This window comes from Latilactobacillus parafuchuensis (assembly GCF_055271665.1).
Genome location: NZ_CM143875.1, coordinates 1,815,090 through 1,834,961 on the forward strand (window position 1 = coordinate 1,815,090; position 19,872 = coordinate 1,834,961).

Sequence of the window (19,872 nt, forward strand, 5' to 3'; positions counted from 1 at the left end):
ACACTATATGCTGTTGATGTTCAATAAAATATTGGAGGCTATCACAATGCAATATATTTATGCTTTTGCTGAAAATCAAACATTAACCAATACTGAATTAGGCGGTAAAGGGGCAAACTTAGCTGAGATGACGCGCTTAGGCTTACCCGTGCCAGCCGGTTTTACGATTACGACGGCAGCTTGCCAACGTTATTTAACCAATGACCAACTAGATTGTGACTTTTTAAAAGGCGACTTAATGAAAGCGGTTCAACAATTAGAAGCAACAACGCACCGCGAATTGGGCAATCCAGAACAACCCTTACTAGTTTCGGTTCGGAGTGGGGCACCGATTTCGATGCCAGGGATGATGGATACCGTTTTGAACTTAGGCCTCAACGATCAAACCGTGGAAGGTCTCGCGAAGCAAACGCATAATCCGTGGTTTGCGTATGACTGTTACCGGCGATTAATTCAAATGTTCGGTGATGTTGTTTACGGAATTGATAAATCAATTTTTGAAGCCGAATTGACAGCTTTGAAACGTGCCAAACAGGTTGTCAATGATACTGATTTAACCCTGGCTGATCTAAAGCAATTGATTCAGACTTATCAAACGCTCTATCAGAACGCAGATGATGCGCAGTTCCCACAATCGGTAACGGCACAGTTAAACCTGGCGGTCGAAGCGGTCTTTAAATCATGGTTAAATCCGCGGGCTCAAACTTATCGGCGGTTACACCAAATTGATGCGGCAATGGGCACAGCCGTTAATATTCAACAAATGGTTTTCGGCAATTATCAAGGACAAAGTGGGACGGGTGTCGCGTTTACTCGGAACCCCGCAACGGGTGAACCAGGTTTGTTTGGTGAATATCTATTGAACGCGCAAGGCGAAGACGTGGTCGCGGGCATTCGAACGCCAGAACCAATTGCCACGCTAAAAGCGCAATTACCAACGATTTACGACCAATTTAAAACATTGGCGAATCAACTTGAACGCCATTACCAAGATATGCAAGATATGGAATTTACGATTGAAGCCGGGCAGTTGTATGTTTTGCAAACCCGGATTGGTAAACGAACGCCTCAAGCAGCTTTTAAGATTGCGCTAGATTTAGTCGAAGAAGGCTTAATTGACCGACAAACGGCCATCTTACGGTTAAAACCGGCGATGATTGAGGGACTCTTACATCCGGTATTTGATCCGCAAGCCTTGAAGCAAGCGCCATTGTTATTAACGGGGTTACCCGCTAGTCCGGGGGCGGCGACTGGTGCAATTTATTTTGATGCACAACAAGCACAAGTGGCGCACGAAGCCGGTGAAAAAGTGATTCTAGTCCGTCAAGAAACCTCACCGGAAGATATCGATGGAATGATCGTCAGTCAAGCGATTGTCACGAGTCGTGGCGGGATGACTTCGCACGCAGCGGTGGTCGCTCGGGGCATGGGTTGCTGTTGCGTCGTTGGTTGTGCGCAATTGAGTGTCGATGCGGATCAGAAACAAGCGGATTTTAACGGACAGCTATTAAGAGAAGGCGCGATTATTTCGGTTGATGGTCACACTGGTCGAATCTACTTAGGCGCATTGGACCAACAAACTGGCAAGCAACAAGCAGCCCTCAACACGATTCTCGATTGGTGTGATGCGGAGGCACCAATTGATGTTTGGGCCAACGCTGAAACCCCTAAGGAAGTAGCAACGGCGTTTGAATTTGGCGCTAAAGGATTGGGGTTAGTCCGGACCGAGCACATGTTTTTCGGACCTGAACGGCTTTTCAAGATGCGCGAGATGATTTTAGCGGATCAATTAAGTGATCGCCAAATCACGTTAGCAGCGTTAAAAGAACTCCAATTAACCGATTTTAAAGCGATTTTTGAATTAGCCCAGGACCGACCATGCACGATTCGGTTATTAGATCCACCGTTGCATGAGTTTTTACCACAGTCAACCACTGATCAATTAGCATTAGCAACGACCTTACAGATTACGCCAGCCGAAATTAAGCGCCGGATTGCGGCGAAAGTCGAAGTAAACCCCATGCTGGGCCATCGGGGGAGTCGCTTAGCGGTGACTTATCCAGAAATCTATCAAATGCAGGTCTTAGCGATTATCGAAAGTGCGTTGGCCGTTCAAGTTGAACAAGGGCACGCGGTAGCGCCTAAAATCATGTTGCCATTAATCGGCACTGCGACTGAAATGCAGTTGTTGAAACACCAATTAACCACAACAATTGATGCTTTCTTAGCACAACAAGCCCAAACGATTGCGTATCAGATTGGGACGATGATTGAAGTGCCACGCGCTTGTTTAGTTGCGGATCAAATTGCGGCTTCAGCTGATTTCTTTAGTTTCGGAACCAACGATTTAACCCAGATGACGTTTGGCTTTTCGCGAGATGATATCGGCCATTTTATTGGGGCGTATCAAGAGCGAGAAATTCTAACGAAAGATCCATTCCAAACGTTAGACCAAGATGGTGTCGGGGCGTTAATGAAAATCGCGATTCAAAAGGGCCGGCAAACGAAACATGGATTATCGATTGGGGTTTGCGGGGAAGTTGGTGGGGATCCCGCCTCCATCGCTTTTTGTCAGGCACTCGGCGTTGATTATGTCTCGTGTTCGCCATATCGGGTACCGAGCGCTCGGCTAGCAGCTGCCCAAGTTGCCTTACGAACGGCTACTGAATAGACAGATTTCTTTACAGCTTTTGGGTTAAGTTGATAAGCTCATTTTAAATGAGGTGATCAAATGACCAATCAAGTTAGAGGTCAGCAGTATCGGTTTACGATTTTAACGGAACGCCTATTGCGGATGGAATATTCAGCTGACGGTCAGTTTGAAGACCGAACAACTCAGATGGTGCAAAATCGCGAGTTTACGGAAGTGCCTTATCAAGTATTGACGGCTCATAATCATTTTGAAATCGAAATTATCACGAATTATTACCATTTATATTACAAAGGCGGACCGTTTGCAGCCGATACGTTATACATTGATGTGAATTACCGTTATTCCGATTATCATAATCGGTGGCATTTTGGTGAATTGGTTGAAAATTTAGGCGGCACCGTCCGCACCTTGGATAAATCTGACGGTGTGGTACCGTTAGCGCCCGGAATCATGGCCTACAATGGTTTTGCGGCGCTTGATGATTCGGCGAGTTTTATTTTAGAAAAGGATCAATTTAGTCCGCGCGATGTTGGGACAACCGATTGGTATTATTTTGCATACGGACATGATTTTCAAAAAGCATTACAAGCATATTATCAATTGACGGGTCCGACACCGTTATTGCCCCGCTATGCACTTGGTAATTGGTGGAGTCGCTACTGGGCATACAGTGAGCGCAGCTTGACCGAATTGTTAAATCGTTTCGATCGGGATGGATTGCCATTTAGCGTCGTGACGTTGGATATGGATTGGCATCTCACCGACATTCCCAAACGGTTTGGCTCTGGTTGGACGGGTTATACGTGGAATCAAGCGTTGTTTAGCGATCCTGCCCATTTTTTAGCGACACTGCACGCTAGAGGTTTGAAAGTCACTTTGAATGTTCACCCGGCAGCGGGGATTCGGGCTTACGAGGCGACATATCCAGTGGTCGCTCAAAAATTAGGGTTGGATCAAAACAATGAAGAACCGGCGTTATTTGATTTAAATCAGGCGGCTTTTCGGGAAACGTATTTTAAAGAAGTTCATCAGCCGCTTGAAGAGATGGGTGTCGATTTTTGGTGGTTGGATTGGCAACAGGGGGGTACTTTAGGCGTGCGCGATGTCGATCCATTATGGCTATTGAACCACTATCACTATCGCGATAGCGCGGCCAAGCACCACGGTGAAGGACTGATTTTATCGCGTTATGCGGGTCCTGGCAGTCATCGCTATCCGATTGGTTTTTCGGGTGATACTTATATTTCGTGGGCCGCTTTAGCGTTTCAACCGTATTTCACAGCGACGGCCGCCAATATTGGTTATACGTGGTGGAGTCACGACATTGGCGGTCATATGGGTGGCATTCGCGACGATGAATTGGCGTTACGTTGGTTGCAATTGGGCGTTTTTAGCCCGATTATGCGCCTACACAGCGCCAATAATCCGTTTAACGGCAAAGAACCGTGGCGCTATAAAAATTTTGCCGCAACTAATATGGTTCGTTTCTTAAGGCTACGGCACGAATTGTTACCCTATTTAGACAGCGCGAACTACCAAACCCATGCGGCTGGTGTGCCATTAGTTAAACCGATGTATTATACGTATGATCAGCCATTAGCCTTTAAGAACCAGCACCAATATTTATTTGGAACGGAATTATTGGTGGCACCGGTCGTCACCCCGAAATTACGTCATTTAGATCAAAGCCAGGTCCGTGTTTGGTTACCGAAAGGGATGTGGTTTGATTTCTTTAACGGTTTGAAATACGGCGGTGACACAACGCTGAGTGTTTTTCGGGATGAAACGCGGATTCCGGTGTTTGCCAAAGCTGGGGCGATTGTGCCGTTGAATCCGAATTACATGGCGGATGTTAATCAGTTACCAGAGGTTTTAAAAATACTAATTTTCCCAGGCGCTAGTAACGAGTATGTTTTATATGAACATTTAGATGGGCAAGTGGCGCGCACGCATTTTATCTTTGATTGGTTAAATAAAGAATTAACCATGCGAATGGTTGATCCAGGGCAAATCATTCCAAAAAATCGACATTATCAATTTCAATTCCGGGGTGTCACCGATTTTGAACCAACGATTAAAAATGGAATCGGTAACGTGACTCCAATTGAATTAGTTGAGAATGATAAAGCATTTGTTTACTCAAGTGTCGATTCGCAACAACGCCAAGTCACATTTAGTCTGCATCGTTTACGGATTATGCTCCAACGTCGATTGGTAGTTGATCGGTTATTCAATAAGTTGAATCAAGCACAAATTGAATACGATTTGAAAAACGAAATCTGGACCCAATTCTTAAAGGCGCCGGATAAAATTCGCTTCATCAACTTTTTAAACACGTTGGCCGATCATGATTTAGCGAAGATGTTGTATGAATTGGTGTATATTTTATAAATTTTTAACGCGCGCCATCACTCATCAATTTCCGTTCAAATCAAAAAAACGAGTATCCTAAATTCAGGATACTCGTTTTTTTAACTTGATACTCAATTGATAACCGAGTTCTGTCACAGCTTAATTTTGGACCAATTTAACGCCCGCGGCATCGACTTGGTAACGTGATTCTTCAATCGGAAGGGCTTTTAGCGCCGTTAAATCATAATCAGGATAACGATTGGTGATGGCGGTTGCGAGTAAGCGTTTCGCCAAAACCCCGTTATGGGTTAAGATTGGGCCGTGGAAGTATGAACCAAAGGTGTTTTTGTAGACACAACCTTCGGTTCCATCTTCGCCGTTATTACCATGACCGCGTTCGACGCGGCCGAGGGGTTGTTCATGCTTGCCTAAGAAGGTGCGGCCGTTATGATTTTCAAAACCGAGATAGGTTTCGTCAAATAAATCGTTATGAATGACGATATCGCCGATAAAGCGACTGTTATCTTGGCTAAGTGTGTAATGGTCGAGTGCGCCAATACCGGGAATTTTAGAACCATCAGCACCGATGTAATAGTGACCGAGTAGTTGATAGCCACCACAAATCGCTAACATGACGCCACCATCTTCGATATAGTTGGTAATGGCGGTTGCTTTGGATTCTAAATCTTTAGAGATAATTTTTTGCTCGAAGTCTTGACCACCACCGAATAGGACGATGTCGTAACGGCTCGCCTCAAATTCTTGACCAATACTGATAACCTCGGTTTCGGTTTGTAAACCAATTTTTTTGGCATAATAATTAAGAACGAGGATATTACCAAGATCTCCATAAGTATTCATCAAGTTACCATAGAGGTGGGCGATTTTTAAAGTTTGGGTCATACGGACATCCCTTTCTTGATGTAGTTATGTTCAGCCATTTTTTTACGGAGTTGTAAGACTGCCGTATAAGTTGCGAGGACGTAAACGTGTTTAGTGGGGGCGGTTTCGATGGCGCGTAAAGTCGCGTCTAGATCGGCCGTTTCTTGTAATTGTTGTTCGGTCACACCGGCCACTTTTAAGCGGAAGGTGATATCATCGCGCCGTTCACCACCCGTAATGATTGTTGGAATCCCCGACTTGAGGAGGGATTCGAATTCGCCATCCCAGATCCAACTAGTATCAATGCCATCAGCATAGTTGGCGTTTAACAACATCGCTAATGAGAAATCTTCGGGATCGGATTCAATCATTTGGAGGACTTGGTTTAAGCCAACCGGATTTTTAACGAGGACTAAAGTGACTTCTTTATCTTTAACTTGAATCACTTCTTGACGACCAAATATTTTTTTATTACTCGTGAAGGCGGCTTGAATGTCGGCGACGTCCACATCGAGGAAGCGGCCAATACTGTATGCTGCGAGCGCGTTATAAATGTTGTACATCCCACCAATTGAAATCGCAAACGGTTCTTGGTTGATTTCAAAGCTTGAGCTAGTCGGCCGTAGTTCATCAATGGCGGTGACTTGATCCATCAATTCAGGGCGTTTGAAGCCGCAATTTGGACAATAGAATTTACCTTGACTGCTGTAAGTAATGAATTTGTAGTGAATAATGTGTTCACAGATGGGACAGAGAACGCCATCGGTATTGCTAGGCGCTAGTAATTCGCCATCTGGTAAATGGTTAAAGCCGTAATAAAGTTTCGGATTAGGGAGTTCAACTGATGAGAATAGGGGTACATCAGCGTTCATGATTAAAGTTGTGTTCGGGACTAATTTAACACCATCCAGAATTTTGTTATAAGTGGTGTAGATTTCGCCAAAACGATCCATCTGATCCCGGAAAATATTAGTCATCACGATGGCTTTAGGTTCGATATACCGACATAGCGGTTCAACATTGGCTTCATCAACTTCTAAAATCGCGAGGTCACGTTGGCCTTTTTGAGGGCGATGCGCTAAGAAGGCCGTTGTGATGCCTTGCATCATGTTAGAGCCCGTCGAGTTCGTCATAATATTTTCGTACTTTTGTTTCAATATTTGGACGGTTAAAGCGGTCGTTAATGTTTTACCATTCGTCCCAGTGATAATAATCACATCGTAATTTTTGGTTAAATCTTTTAAAACGGCTGGGTCAAGTTTGGTCGCAATCTGACCAGGCAATGAACTACCGCCTTGCATAAAGGTGTGTAAGAACCAATATGAAAAACGGCCAGACGTTTTAGCAAATGTACTTTTAATTGTCATGCAAGCCACCCTTTCAATGCCAATTATCATAGCATATTTTCGGAAATTAGGATACGACTTTGTTGCACTGATAGCGGTCATCAGGGCAGCTTATACAATCAAATGATTAAAACATTGAGTAGTTCTTGTTAGATTTGCTATAATAAAACCATTCAGATTAATTCAATTTTGGAGGCATAAGATGGCAGTTCACGCAGTGATTTATACCAAGCCCCATTGTCCGCAATGCAAGATGACAACGCGGTTGATGGACCAATTGGGGTTTCCTTACGAAAATACCTACTACGGTAATTCCGAAGAGAGTAATTCGATCGACGTTAATAGTGACGATGAACAAAAACGGTCATGGAGCGAACGCAAGGTTGAACGCCTTAAAGAAAAATATGAGATTCAACAATTACCATTGGTTAAGATTATCGATGATGATAGCGAAGACTTATTAGAATATTGGGCGGGATTTCAGCCTAGCAAGATTCAACAATGGCATCAAAAATAATAGTCCGCAGCGGTCAGATGCTGTTGGCAATAACTTATCCGAATCGAGGATGGGTTATTTTTTTGTCATTTCGAGCATAAATAGTCGTTTTTATGACTTTCCAATATTGTTGCGCTACTTATTTTCAGGTATACTAGACTAAAATGTGCTTATTAGGGGTGTTTGAGTTTGGCGCAATTATTTTTTCGGTATGGTGCAATGAATAGTGGCAAATCAATTGAAATTTTGAAAGTCGCGCATAATTATGAGGAACAAGATAAATCAGTCATCATTTTAACCAGTGGGATTGATAACCGAGACGGCGTTGGCATCGTGTCGAGTCGCATCGGTCTAAAACGCGAAGCAACACCGATTTTTGCGGATACGAATATTTTTGAATTGGTTAAAAATACGAATCCAGATGCCGCGTGCGTCTTAATCGATGAATCGCAATTTCTAGAACAACATCACGTATTAGAAGCGGCACACGTCGTGGATGACTTGAACATTCCCGTGATGGCGTTTGGTCTTAAAAATGATTTCCGCAACGAATTATTTGAAGGTTCAAGATACTTAATGTTATTTGCTGACAAGATTGAAGAAATGAAGACAATCTGTTGGTTCTGCCGTAAAAAGGCAATTATGAATTTGCGCATGAATGATGGTCAGCCCGTTTACACGGGTGAACAAATTCAAATTGGTGGGAACGAAGCTTACTATCCGGTTTGCCGGAAACATTATTTTAACCCACCCGTTAAAACGCAGATTGAAAAGGAAGGCTAACCATTAATGGATAAAATGTTTGAACAACTAGACGGTTTATTAGACCGTTATGCTGAATTACAAGAATTAATGTCGGATCCAGACGTTATTAGCGATACTAGTCGTTACATGGAACTATCGAAAGAAGAAGCGGGCTTACGCGATATCGTTGCGAAGTATACGCGTCTGAAAGAAGTCCTCAGCGAAATTGAAGAAAGCGAAGAACTATTGCGTGACTCTGATGACGCTGAAATGACTGAATTGGCTAAAGCTGATTTAAGTGAACTCCAAACTGAAAAAGAAACACTAGAACAAGGCATCAAACTGTTGATGTTACCAACCGATCCTAATGATGAAAAAAATATCATTATGGAAATTCGGGGGGCAGCCGGTGGTGATGAAGCCAGTCTCTTTGCCGGTGATTTATTAAACATGTATCAACGTTACGCCGAATCACAGAATTGGCAAACTGAAATTATCGATGAAACGGCCACTGAAGTCGGCGGTTTCAAAGAAGTTGCCATGATGATTACTGGTAAGAATGTTTATTCAAAATTAAAATATGAAAATGGTGCGCATCGTGTCCAACGAATCCCTAAGACGGAATCACAAGGCCGTGTCCACACGTCAACCGCTACGGTAGCGGTGATGCCTGAATATGATGGTGTCGACGTTCAATTAGAAGCGAAAGATATTCGGACCGATGTTTACCGGGCTTCTGGTGCCGGTGGTCAACATATCAATAAAACGTCATCAGCCGTTCGGATGACCCATCTACCAACCGGGATTGTAGTGGCAATGCAAGATCAACGTTCACAACAACAAAACCGAGTGAAAGCCATGCAAATTTTAAAATCACGGGTTTATGATTTTTATGAATCAGAAAACCAAAGTGAATATGATTCAAGTCGTAAATCGGCCGTGGGTTCTGGGGACCGTTCCGAACGGATTAGAACGTATAACTATCCACAAAACCGGGTGACGGATCACCGAATTGGCTTAACCTTGAATAAATTGGACCGAATTATGAATGGTGAATTAGGTGATGTGATTGATGCGTTAATCCTATTTGACCAAACTGAGAAATTGGAGCAATTACAAGATGGCACAACGCACCTATCTTAAAGCCCTGAATTGGGCTTTTTTATTTCTAGAAGAACGGGATAAAGAACGAGAAGCAGCCCGTTTCTTATTATCCGGATTACAACATTGGTCTAACACGCAATTGGTGTTGAATTATCAAAGTGACATGCCTGAGGTTTTATGGCAACAATACCAAATCGCTATTCAAGCGTTTGCAGCCGATCAACCGGCCCAATATATTTTAGGGTATGCTGATTTCTATGGTCGTGAATTTAAAGTGACGCCGGCGACCTTGATTCCGCGTCCTGAAACAGAAGAATTGGTCGAATGGGTTTTAACAACGCATCCGGATGTCAATCAAACGCTGCAAGTATTAGATGTCGGCACCGGTTCGGGGGCGATTGCCAATACGTTGGCGTTAGAACGCCCCAATTGGCAAGTGACGGCGGTTGATATTTCGATGGACGCTTTAAACGTCGCTCAAGAGAACGCCCAACAATTGCAGAGCGGTGTCCATTTTGAACAGGGGGATTTTTTAGCGCCAGTCAATGGTCAACAATTTGACATCATTGTTTCGAATCCGCCGTATATCGCGGATTCAGAACGGGCAGTCATGGATGCCTCTGTGCTAGAATATGAACCAGACATTGCGCTATTTGCTGCTCAAGAGGGTCTGCTTTTTTATGAACGCTTTGCTAAAGAAGTGTTACCATACTTTAAACCGACAGCAGAATTGTTTTTGGAATTCGGCTACAAGCAAAAACCGAATATTGAAAAGCTTTTTTTGAATTATAGTTCGGATATTTCGCTGGAATTCAAAAAAGATTTAGCAAATTGGCCTAGAATGATGCGTGGTAGTTACAATTTAACGAATAATTTGATATGATGAGATAGACGTCGAGTAAGGAAGGCATATAATGGAAACAAAACGATACACAGTCAAACAAATTGCCGCAGCCGCAGCTGATATCAAGCAAGGTGAGTTAATTGCGTTTCCGACTGAAACGGTTTACGGATTGGGCGCGGATGCTACTAATCCCGAAGCAGTCAAAAAAGTCTATGCGGCAAAAGGTCGACCAAGTGATAATCCGCTAATCGTCCATGTTGCGTCAGTTGAGACGGTTGCACAGTACGCTGCAACGTTGAGCCCTAAGTTTAAACAATTGGTTGAGGCGTTCTGGCCAGGTTCGTTGACGATTATTCTACCATTGAAACCGAATGCATTAGCGTCGGTTGTGACCGGTGGTTTAAAGACGGCCGCGTTTAGAATGCCTGCTAATCAAGTGACTTTGGATTTAATTCAAGCAGCGGGTGTGCCATTAGTGGGGCCCTCAGCGAATACGTCCGGTAAACCAAGTCCAACCACGACTGATCATGTATTACATGATTTAAGTGGCAAGATTGCTGGCGTATTGGATGATGGACCCACAGGGGTTGGGTTAGAATCGACTGTGATTGATTTAAGCGTTGCGACTCCCGTTATATTGCGTCCTGGCGTTGTCACACAAGAAGCGATTGAACGGGTGATTGGCCCGATTATTGCCGACCATCATCAAGTAGGTGCTTCTGAGATACCAAAGGCGCCTGGCATGAAATATAAACATTATGCACCGAATGCACAGGTTTATATTATTGATCAACCAGCTCAATTTAATGAAGCAATTCAATGGGCGGCTGAACAAAATGTGCCATTCGGGGTGATGGCGGTCGATGATATTTTAACCAATCAAACGACAGTCCGCTTCAAAGATCAATTCTCGTTAGGTGATTCAGTTGTTTCAGCTAGCCGACATCTTTTTGATGGCTTACGGTATTTTGATTTAAATCCAGAAGTCAAAATCATCTTAGTTCAAGGATTCACAATGACGGGCGTCGGTGTGGCTTACATGAATCGACTTGAAAAATCTGCGGGGCAAAAGCACTTTCAATAAAAGATAAGGGGTGTTGTCAATGTTGGCAAAAACAGATACGGCAATCTATGATTTAATTAAGCAAGAGGAAAATCGGCAAGTTCATAATATTGAATTAATTGCGTCTGAAAATATCGTTTCGGCTGCCGTTCAAGAAGCACAGGGTAGTGTGCTCACGAATAAATATGCAGAAGGTTATCCGAATAAACGTTTCTACGGTGGTTGTGAATATATCGATCAAATTGAAACGATTGCGATTGATCGCGCTAAGGAATTGTTTGGTGCTGAACACGCTAACGTGCAGCCCCATTCTGGTTCGCAAGCGAATATGGCGGTTTATCAAGCTTTATTAGAACCCGGTGATCACATTCTCGGGATGAACTTAACCGATGGTGGTCATTTAACCCATGGCTCACCCTTTAATTTTAGTGGTCAATTGTATGAATTTTCAAGTTACGGCGTGGCTAATCAAGATGAACAGATTGACTATGCGGCATTAAGAACAATTGCTGAAGAAATTCACCCTAAAATGATTGTGGCTGGTGCCTCGGCGTACAGTCGGACAATCGACTTCAAAGAATTACGTGCGATTGCCGATCACGTCGGTGCTTATTTAATGATTGATATGGCCCATATTGCTGGTTTAGTGGCAACGGGTGTTCACCCAAGCCCAGTGCCATATGCTGATGTTGTGACAACCACAACCCATAAAACGTTACGCGGCCCTCGTGGCGGTTTGATTCTCTGTAAACAAGAATATGCCAAAGCCATCGACTCCGCAGTCTTCCCTGGGATTCAAGGTGGCCCACTAGAACACGTGATTGCGGCTAAAGCAGTGGCACTTGGAGAAGCCCTCCAACCTGAATTCACGGCCTATACGCAACAAATCGTGGCCAATGCGCAAGCGATGGCGGCCGTTTTTGAACAATCTGATTTAGTGCGGGTTGTCTCAGGCGGAACAGATAATCATTTAATGTTATTAGATTTATCAAAAAGTGGTTTAAATGGTAAGGAAGTTCAAAGTTTATTGGATAGTGTCCATATTACCGTTAATAAAAATACAATTCCTTTTGAACAATTAGGGCCTTTTAAGACCAGTGGGATTCGAATTGGCACACCAGCCATTACAACCCGCGGATTTAAAGAAGCTGATTGTGAAAAAGTTGCACAGTTGATTTTAAAAGTGATCGAAAACCATACTGATTTAGCAGCCATGACGGCTGTTAGTGAAGCGGTGATTGAACTCACACAACAATTTCCGTTAACGCAAGCAAAATTTTTAGATTAATTTTGCAATAATGCTAGTTTTTTGTGGCTATCTGGGCTACAATAGACAACAGGAATTTACGCGGAAAGGGGAGTGACTCAAAAGATTATTTCTTTGGAGTCGCTCTTTTTTGGTGAGATTCTTTCCGGTTTAAATTTAAGAGAATAGGGGCAAAAAAATGGCAAAGTTCACAGTTTTAAATCATCCATTGATCCAGCACAAATTAACAATTATCCGTAATAAGGATACTGGTACTAAAGTTTTCCGTGAAGTTGCAAATGAAATTGCAGAATTGATGGTGTACGAAATTACACGCGATTTAGCAATGGAAGATGTGACAATCGAAACACCAATGGGTTCCGCTGTTGAAAAACAATTGAGTGGTAAGAAATTGGCCGTGGTACCAATTTTACGTGCTGGTCTCGGCATGGTTGATGGTGTTTTAAAATTAATCCCAGCTGCTAAAGTGGGCCATATCGGTATGTACCGTGATGAAAAAACATTACAGCCACACGAATATTTTGTTAAATTGCCACCAGATATTGATCAACGTCAATTGTTCATCGTTGATCCTATGTTAGCTACGGGTGGGTCAGCTATCATGGCAATTGATGCCCTTAAAAAACGGGGCGCAACATCAATGCGTTTAGTTGTTCTAGTGGCTGCTCCCGAAGGTGTTAAAGCGGTTCAAGATGCGCATCCAGATGTTGATATTTACGCGGCTGGATTAGACGATCATTTAAACGAGGATGGCTATATCGTACCTGGTTTAGGCGATGCTGGCGATCGGTTGTTCGGAACTAAGTAATTGCCCTAGTGCTTACAGACATTTGTCTGTGAGCATTTTTTGTTAGGTGGTTAAAGCTTAAGTGAGTCAATTAAAAAAATAAAATTTATTCGTTGATTTACTTTGTACTTTCAAATCAATGGTGGTATTATCTTAATTGTGTTACGGTAATGATTTATGCTTTTTCTATACATAAATATTACTGTGTTTTAGGTTGTTTGTTTGACGCAGTTCTGAATCGGAAAATTGCTGCCAACAAATAATAGGCCTAAGGAAGGAGGGAATCTTGTGGATGATAAATATCCCATTATTAGCATTTTGGGAATTCGTTTTAATTTAGCGAACTGCCTATCGGTATTATTGTGTGCAGCTATTGTTTTCGCGATTGTCTTGTTCCTATCAAGGAAGATTGCGTTAAAACCGACTAAACGGCAGAATGTCTTGGAATGGGCAATCGATTTTACGAACGGGATTGTGAAAAGCGCGATACCTGGCAAAGAGGGACAGCAGTTTTATTTATTTGCCTTTGTCATGTTTTTCTTCGTCCTTGTTAGTAATATGTTTGGTTTGATTTTCCAGTTAAAAGTAGATGGGTTTACTTGGCTGAAAAGTCCAACCACCGATCCAATCGTCACAATGTCGTTAGCAATGATCGTCTTGGTCATTGCGCACTACTTTAGTGTCGAACGACTAGGATTTGGGAATTACTTGAAGAGTTATATTAAGCCGGTAAGTTTTTTCTTACCGATTAACATCATCGAACAATTTACCAATTTCCTAACGTTGTCATTACGGTTGTATGGGAATATTTTTGCGGGTGAAGTTTTACTAAACTTATTAGTAAAAATGGCCTTCTCAAATGGTTTTGGTACAATGATTGTGACAGCACCGATTCAAATGGTATGGCAAGGCTTTTCCGTCTTTATCGGATCGATTCAAGCCTTTGTATTTGTAACACTATCGATGGTCTATATTTCAGAAAAAATTGAAATAGAAGACTAAAAACAGGAGGAAAAAAATTATGAACTTTTTAGCAGCAGCTATCGCAGCAGGGGTCGCAGCATTCGCAGCATCATACGGTAATGGTAAGGTTATTTCTAAGACAATCGAAAGTATGGCTCGCCAACCAGAATTATCAGGCCAATTACGGACAACCATGTTTATCGGGGTTGGTTTAATTGAAGCCGTTCCAATCTTAGCTATCGTCGTTTCTTTCTTGATCTTATTTCAATAAATAAAAGTAGATTTATATTGCTTTAAAAATTAGTCAGTAAGTCAAGGAAGGAGTGTCAATAGATGTTTAGTCATTTATTCGTTGGTGCTTCTGCATACCTTGGGGATTCACTATTTGTTCTAGTGGTTTTTATTATTTTAGTTGCTTTAGTTGGTAAATTTGCTTTCGGGCCTGTTTCAAAAATGATGCAGACACGTTCTGACAAAATTACCAATGATTTAGACAACGCGGCTCAATCACGCGAAGATGCAGCCCAATTAGCTGCCCAACGCGCCACTGAGTTGAAGAGCTCTAAATCAGAAGCCGTTGAAATTGTAACGACTGCCAAACAAAACGGTGAAAAACAACGCGAAGGTATGGTTACGCTCGCGCAAGAAGAAGTCCAAACTTTAAAACAAAATGCTAAAAAAGACATCGAACAATCTCGTGTAGATGCGTTAAACAGTGCGAGAGATGATGTTGCTCAACTATCTATTGAAATTGCTTCTAAACTCATTAAGAAAGAATTGTCAGTTACTGATCAAAAGTCATTGATCAATTCCTATATTGAAGGGTTGGACAAGCAAAATGAAACTAGATAAGTATGCAGTCGGCCAGCGCTATGCGAAGGCCTTATTTGCCCTTGCAGAACAAGAGCAACAATTTGAAAGTATCCATGATGAGATACAAGCACTCGAGACTATTTTCAATGATAATCCGAAACTAGGCCCGCTTCTCACCGATACAACTTTGTCTGGATTAAAACAACGTACGCTACTAGAATTATTAACACAAAATTTTAGTACGTTGATGCAACACTTTTTAGGTTTGGTGTTTGATTATGATCGCATGGCAGATATGCCGTACATCATGGCAGCTTATGAAGATCTATATGATCATCAAAAAGGGATTGCCCATGCGAAAGTGACCTCAGCAGTCCCTTTGGATGAAGCTGAAATTGCAAAGATTGGTCAAACTTTTGCTAAACGCGAAGGCTTAAACCAAGTCATCGTTGAACCTATTGTGGATCCAGAAATCATTGGTGGTATCGTGCTTGAAGCGAACAATAAAGTGATTGATGGCAGTGTTAAACACGGTTTAGATCACATTAAGTCGTTATTATTGAAATAAGTCAATCGTTGATAAAGAGGTGAACCTGATGAGCATTAAAACTGAGGAAATCAGTGCATTAATTAAACAACAACTAGCAAATTATAATGAAGATTTAGCCGTCGAAGAAGTCGGTACTGTCACTTACGTTGGTGATGGGATTGCACGTGCTCACGGTTTAGAAAACGCCCTTGCAAGTGAATTGTTGGAATTTTCTAACGGTTCATACGGGGTCGCTCAAAACTTGGAAAGTAATGATGTTGGTATCATTATTCTTGGCGAATATGAAAATATTCGTGAAGGCGACCAAGTTAAACGGACTGGTCGGATTATGGAAGTTCCCGTTGGGGACGCTATGATCGGTCGGGTCGTTAATCCATTGGGTCAACCCGTGGATGGTAAAGGTGAAATCAAAACCGATAAGACACGTCCTATCGAAAAGAAAGCACCTGGCGTTATGGCCCGTCAATCAGTTTCAGAACCTTTACAAACTGGTTTAAAAGCCATCGATGCTTTAGTGCCTATTGGCCGTGGCCAACGGGAATTAATTATCGGGGATCGTAAGACTGGTAAAACATCAGTTGCGATCGATACCATTATTAACCAAAAAGACCAAGACATGATTTGCATCTATGTCGCCATTGGTCAAAAAGAATCAACTGTCAGAAATCAAGTGGAAACATTACGTCGTTACGGCGCAATGGATTATACTATCGTGGTTGAAGCTGGCCCTAGCCAACCCGCACCATTATTGTATATCGCTCCTTATGCTGGCGCAGCTATGGGTGAAGAATTCATGTATAACGGCAAGCACGTTTTAATCGTCTATGATGATTTAACGAAACAAGCGGCTGCTTATCGTGAAATTTCATTACTTTTGAGAAGACCTCCAGGCCGTGAAGCCTATCCAGGGGATATTTTCTACTTACATTCACGTTTACTAGAACGGGCTGCTAAGTTGAGTGATGAATTAGGTGGTGGTTCAATGACGGCTTTACCAATCATTGAAACTCAAGCCGGTGATATCTCAGCTTATATCCCAACCAACGTTATCTCGATAACAGATGGTCAAATCTTCTTGGAAAGTGATTTATTCTATTCAGGAACTCGGCCAGCTATCGATGCTGGTTCATCTGTTTCTCGGGTTGGTGGCGCTGCTCAAACGAAAGCCATGAAGAAAGTTTCTGGGACATTGCGTCTTGATCTTTCATCATATCGTGAACTTGAAGCCTTTACGCAATTCGGTTCTGACTTAGATGCGTCAACGCAAGCGAAGTTGAATCGTGGTAAACGGACGGTTGAAGTCTTGAAACAACCACTTCATAAACCATTACCATTTGAACAACAAACAACCATTTTATATGCGTTAACGCATGGTTTCATTGATGATGTACCAGTTGATGACATTGCTCGTTATGAAAATGAATTAACTGATTATCTTGAAAGTACTGCGAAAGACTTGATGGACACAATTCGTCAAACAACGAAATTGCCAGATACTGACAAACTTGATGCTGCAATCAAGACCTTCACCGAAGGCTTTGCACCAACACAAGATGCTGACAATCAAGACGCAGATAAGTAAGGGGTGAATTAATTGGCTGAATCTTTAATGGATATCAAACGAAGAATCGCCTCTACTAAAAAAACTGGTCAAATTACAAGTGCCATGCAAATGGTTTCAGGGGCTAAACTTTCGCAGATTGAAAAAAACTCAATCGCTTATTCCGTTTATACGGATAAGATTCGGGAAATTGTCACTCATTTAGCAGCTAGTCAATTAATTGGCATAGCTCGCAAAAAGAAGGGTGTCAAAGCTACTGAAACAGTCAACATGACTGAACAAGAAGTGATGAAACACACAATCACTTTAAGTAATTTGTTAGTGGAAAGACCAATTAAAAAGACCGGTTACTTGGTCATTACCAGTGATCGGGGTTTAGTTGGCGCTTATAACAGTTCGATTTTAAAAGCCATGGTTGAAATGATTTCAACTAATCACGAGTCTGCTGACGATTACGCTATTATGGCGGTCGGTGGGACTGGCGCTGATTTCTTTAAAGCACGCCACATGAACATGACCTACGAATATCGTGGCGTCAGTGATGTGCCATCCTTTAATGAAGTTCGTGAAATCGTTAAAACAGCCGTTGCCATGTATGATAGTGGGGTTTTTGATGAGCTTTATGTTTGTTACAATCACCATATCAATTCATTAGCATCTGGTTTTCGAGCTGAAAAAATGTTACCCGTTACCGATTTAGATGTTTCAGAAGTTGCTGATCAAGATTTAGATTACATTACAGAACCTTCTGTTGAGGATGCCTTAGATGCGATTCTACCGCAATACGCTGAGAGTTTAATTTATGGTGCCATTCTAGATTCTAAAACCGCAGAACATGCGGCTTCAATGACAGCAATGAAGAGTGCGACTGATAATGCCAACGATTTAATTGGCGATTTGTCAATTAAATATAACCGGGCACGTCAATCACAAATTACAACTGAAATCACCGAAATTGTCGGTGGTGCGGCAGCATTAGAATAAGAAACGCGGGAGGAAGATAACAACATGAGTATGGGAAAAGTTATCCAAGTTATTGGTCCCGTTGTCGATGTCGAATTTTCTTTAGATACGACTTTACCAGATATCAATAATGCCTTGATCGTTGATAAAGGCAATAATGAAACTGTCGTCTTAGAGGTTGCTCTAGAATTAGGCGATGGGGTAATGCGTACCATTTCAATGGATTCAACTGACGGCTTACGTCGTGGGATGGACGTTGAAGATGCTGGTCGTTCAATTAACGTACCAGTTGGTAAGGAAACCCTAGGACGGGTGTTTAACGTCTTGGGTGAAACAATCGATGGCGGTGAAGAATTTCCTGCAGACTTTAGACGCGACAGTATTCACCGTTCTGCGCCTAAGTTTGAGGAATTAAATACAAGTTCAGAAATTCTAGAAACTGGTATTAAGGTAATCGATTTACTTGCCCCTTATGTGCGTGGTGGTAAAATCGGTTTGTTCGGTGGTGCCGGTGTCGGTAAAACCGTCTTAATCCAAGAATTAATTCATAATATTGCCGAAGAACATGGTGGTATTTCTGTCTTTACTGGTGTTGGTGAACGAACACGTGAAGGTAATGACTTATACTTTGAAATGAAAGAATCAGGCGTTTTGGAAAAGACAGCCATGGTTTTCGGTCAAATGAATGAATCGCCTGGTGCACGTATGCGTGTTGCCTTGACTGGTTTAACAATTGCCGAATACTTCCGTGATGTTGAAGGCCAAGATGTACTATTGTTCATCGATAATATTTTCCGTTTCACACAAGCTGGTTCAGAAGTTTCTGCCCTTTTAGGTCGGATGCCTTCAGCCGTTGGTTATCAACCAACATTAGCAACTGAAATGGGTCAATTACAAGAACGGATTACATCCACTAAAAAAGGATCAGTAACATCTATCCAAGCCATCTATGTGCCTGCCGATGATTATACCGATCCTGCACCTGCAACAACATTTGCGCATTTGGATGCCACAACCAACTTGGATCGCAAGTTAACGCAACAAGGGATTTATCCAGCCGTTAACCCACTAGAATCATCTTCTAGTGCGCTTGATCCTGAAATCGTTGGTCAAGAACATTATGATGTTGCATCAGAAGTACAACACGTTTTACAACGTTACCGTGAATTACAAGATATCATCTCAATTTTAGGGATGGATGAATTGTCAGACGATGAAAAAATCATCGTTGCCCGCGCTCGTCGCATTCAATTCTTCTTGTCACAAAACTTTAACGTTGCCGAAGCCTTTACTGGCCAACCTGGATCATACGTACCTGTTAAAGAAACCGTTACTGGTTTCAGAGATATTTTAGCTGGTAAATATGATGATGTTCCCGAAGAAGCGTTCCGTCTAGTTGGGAATATGGATGCCGTTTTAGCAAAGGCAAAGGATATGGGTTATACACAATCCGAACAGGAATCAACTCAAGCTTAGGAAGGGGT

18 protein-coding genes are annotated in these 19,872 nt (G+C 42.3%); 16 read left to right on the forward strand and 2 right to left on the reverse strand.

Annotated features, from left to right (window positions below):
• The first annotated feature begins 46 nt into the window (after positions 1-46).
• On the forward strand, positions 47-2,671 hold the full coding sequence (gene ppdK, locus ACVPPQ_RS09000; protein WP_463494088.1) for a pyruvate, phosphate dikinase: 2,625 nt from the start codon (positions 47-49) through the stop codon (positions 2,669-2,671).
• 60 nt (positions 2,672-2,731) lie between these two features.
• Complete coding sequence (locus ACVPPQ_RS09005; RefSeq protein WP_463494090.1) at positions 2,732-5,044, forward strand: glycoside hydrolase family 31 protein; 2,313 nt, start codon at positions 2,732-2,734, stop codon at positions 5,042-5,044.
• 120 nt (positions 5,045-5,164) lie between these two features.
• Here the strand turns inward: ACVPPQ_RS09005 and ACVPPQ_RS09010 are convergent, their stop codons facing one another.
• Entirely contained in the window at positions 5,165-5,908 is a 744-nt protein-coding gene (locus tag ACVPPQ_RS09010; protein WP_463494092.1) for a type 1 glutamine amidotransferase, read from the reverse strand.
• Positions 5,905-7,254 carry a MurT ligase domain-containing protein gene (locus ACVPPQ_RS09015; RefSeq protein ID WP_463494094.1) on the reverse strand — a complete coding sequence of 450 codons (1,350 nt, stop codon included), beginning with the start codon at positions 7,252-7,254 and terminating at the stop codon, positions 5,905-5,907. Before ACVPPQ_RS09015 ends, ACVPPQ_RS09010 begins: the two co-directional genes overlap by 4 nt.
• A gap of 181 nt (positions 7,255-7,435) precedes the next feature.
• On the opposite strand from ACVPPQ_RS09015, the gene ACVPPQ_RS09020 reads away from it, so the two are divergent.
• From ACVPPQ_RS09020 to atpD, 14 genes are all read left to right on the forward strand, one after another.
• Positions 7,436-7,750 (forward strand): glutaredoxin family protein, encoded by a 315-nt coding sequence (locus ACVPPQ_RS09020; protein ID WP_025083205.1) that lies wholly within the window; start codon positions 7,436-7,438, stop codon positions 7,748-7,750.
• A gap of 168 nt (positions 7,751-7,918) precedes the next feature.
• Positions 7,919-8,512 (forward strand): thymidine kinase, encoded by a 594-nt coding sequence (locus ACVPPQ_RS09025; RefSeq protein WP_025083206.1) that lies wholly within the window; start codon positions 7,919-7,921, stop codon positions 8,510-8,512.
• Positions 8,513-8,518: 6 nt separating this feature from the next.
• Positions 8,519-9,616, forward strand: a complete 1,098-nt coding sequence (gene prfA / locus ACVPPQ_RS09030; RefSeq protein WP_463494097.1) for a peptide chain release factor 1 — start codon at positions 8,519-8,521, stop codon at positions 9,614-9,616.
• On the forward strand, positions 9,594-10,460 hold the full coding sequence (gene prmC / locus ACVPPQ_RS09035; RefSeq protein ID WP_463494099.1) for a peptide chain release factor N(5)-glutamine methyltransferase: 867 nt from the start codon (positions 9,594-9,596) through the stop codon (positions 10,458-10,460). Before prfA ends, prmC begins: the two co-directional genes overlap by 23 nt.
• 31 nt (positions 10,461-10,491) lie before the next feature.
• Positions 10,492-11,505, forward strand: a complete 1,014-nt coding sequence (locus tag ACVPPQ_RS09040) for an L-threonylcarbamoyladenylate synthase (RefSeq protein ID WP_463494101.1) — start codon at positions 10,492-10,494, stop codon at positions 11,503-11,505.
• Positions 11,506-11,524: 19 nt separating this feature from the next.
• Positions 11,525-12,772 carry a serine hydroxymethyltransferase gene (gene glyA / locus ACVPPQ_RS09045; RefSeq protein WP_463494103.1) on the forward strand — a complete coding sequence of 416 codons (1,248 nt, stop codon included), beginning with the start codon at positions 11,525-11,527 and terminating at the stop codon, positions 12,770-12,772.
• A gap of 157 nt (positions 12,773-12,929) precedes the next feature.
• On the forward strand, positions 12,930-13,559 hold the full coding sequence (gene upp, locus ACVPPQ_RS09050) for a uracil phosphoribosyltransferase (RefSeq protein WP_463494105.1): 630 nt from the start codon (positions 12,930-12,932) through the stop codon (positions 13,557-13,559).
• Between the two features lie 267 nt (positions 13,560-13,826).
• On the forward strand, positions 13,827-14,540 hold the full coding sequence (gene atpB, locus ACVPPQ_RS09055; protein WP_463494106.1) for a F0F1 ATP synthase subunit A: 714 nt from the start codon (positions 13,827-13,829) through the stop codon (positions 14,538-14,540).
• Between the two features lie 19 nt (positions 14,541-14,559).
• Positions 14,560-14,772: a F0F1 ATP synthase subunit C gene (atpE, locus tag ACVPPQ_RS09060; RefSeq protein ID WP_025083212.1), complete on the forward strand. Its 213-nt coding sequence runs from the start codon at positions 14,560-14,562 to the stop codon at positions 14,770-14,772.
• Positions 14,773-14,834: 62 nt separating this feature from the next.
• Entirely contained in the window at positions 14,835-15,353 is a 519-nt protein-coding gene (atpF, locus tag ACVPPQ_RS09065; protein ID WP_463494108.1) for a F0F1 ATP synthase subunit B, read from the forward strand.
• Entirely contained in the window at positions 15,340-15,882 is a 543-nt protein-coding gene (gene atpH, locus ACVPPQ_RS09070) for an ATP synthase F1 subunit delta (protein WP_463494110.1), read from the forward strand. Before atpF ends, atpH begins: the two co-directional genes overlap by 14 nt.
• A 28-nt stretch (positions 15,883-15,910) precedes the next feature.
• Positions 15,911-17,446 (forward strand): F0F1 ATP synthase subunit alpha, encoded by a 1,536-nt coding sequence (gene atpA / locus ACVPPQ_RS09075; RefSeq protein WP_463494112.1) that lies wholly within the window; start codon positions 15,911-15,913, stop codon positions 17,444-17,446.
• Positions 17,447-17,458: 12 nt separating this feature from the next.
• Positions 17,459-18,409, forward strand: coding sequence for a F0F1 ATP synthase subunit gamma (locus ACVPPQ_RS09080; protein ID WP_463494114.1), 951 nt, complete (start codon positions 17,459-17,461; stop codon positions 18,407-18,409).
• 24 nt (positions 18,410-18,433) lie between these two features.
• The gene (gene atpD / locus ACVPPQ_RS09085) at positions 18,434-19,864 is read left to right on the forward strand and encodes a F0F1 ATP synthase subunit beta (RefSeq protein WP_106483301.1); all 1,431 of its coding nucleotides are present in this window, start codon (positions 18,434-18,436) and stop codon (positions 19,862-19,864) included.
• The last annotated feature ends 8 nt before the right edge of the window (positions 19,865-19,872 follow it).

What these genes read in the sequence shown, in the direction of transcription:
- ACVPPQ_RS09015 (WP_463494094.1), bottom strand. Translation starts at nt 7,254, where the DNA reads ATGACAATTAAAAGTACATTTGCTAAAACGTCTGGCCGTTTTTCATAT.
- upp (WP_463494105.1), top strand. Translation starts at nt 12,930, where the DNA reads ATGGCAAAGTTCACAGTTTTAAATCATCCATTGATCCAGCACAAATTA.
- ACVPPQ_RS09020 (WP_025083205.1), top strand. Translation starts at nt 7,436, where the DNA reads ATGGCAGTTCACGCAGTGATTTATACCAAGCCCCATTGTCCGCAATGC.
- prfA (WP_463494097.1), top strand. Translation starts at nt 8,519, where the DNA reads ATGGATAAAATGTTTGAACAACTAGACGGTTTATTAGACCGTTATGCT.
- ACVPPQ_RS09040 (WP_463494101.1), top strand. Translation starts at nt 10,492, where the DNA reads ATGGAAACAAAACGATACACAGTCAAACAAATTGCCGCAGCCGCAGCT.
- atpA (WP_463494112.1), top strand. Translation starts at nt 15,911, where the DNA reads ATGAGCATTAAAACTGAGGAAATCAGTGCATTAATTAAACAACAACTA.
- glyA (WP_463494103.1), top strand. Translation starts at nt 11,525, where the DNA reads ATGTTGGCAAAAACAGATACGGCAATCTATGATTTAATTAAGCAAGAG.
- prmC (WP_463494099.1), top strand. Translation starts at nt 9,594, where the DNA reads ATGGCACAACGCACCTATCTTAAAGCCCTGAATTGGGCTTTTTTATTT.
- atpH (WP_463494110.1), top strand. Translation starts at nt 15,340, where the DNA reads ATGAAACTAGATAAGTATGCAGTCGGCCAGCGCTATGCGAAGGCCTTA.
- atpF (WP_463494108.1), top strand. Translation starts at nt 14,835, where the DNA reads ATGTTTAGTCATTTATTCGTTGGTGCTTCTGCATACCTTGGGGATTCA.
- ppdK (WP_463494088.1), top strand. Translation starts at nt 47, where the DNA reads ATGCAATATATTTATGCTTTTGCTGAAAATCAAACATTAACCAATACT.
- atpD (WP_106483301.1), top strand. Translation starts at nt 18,434, where the DNA reads ATGAGTATGGGAAAAGTTATCCAAGTTATTGGTCCCGTTGTCGATGTC.
- ACVPPQ_RS09005 (WP_463494090.1), top strand. Translation starts at nt 2,732, where the DNA reads ATGACCAATCAAGTTAGAGGTCAGCAGTATCGGTTTACGATTTTAACG.
- ACVPPQ_RS09010 (WP_463494092.1), bottom strand. Translation starts at nt 5,908, where the DNA reads ATGACCCAAACTTTAAAAATCGCCCACCTCTATGGTAACTTGATGAAT.
- atpE (WP_025083212.1), top strand. Translation starts at nt 14,560, where the DNA reads ATGAACTTTTTAGCAGCAGCTATCGCAGCAGGGGTCGCAGCATTCGCA.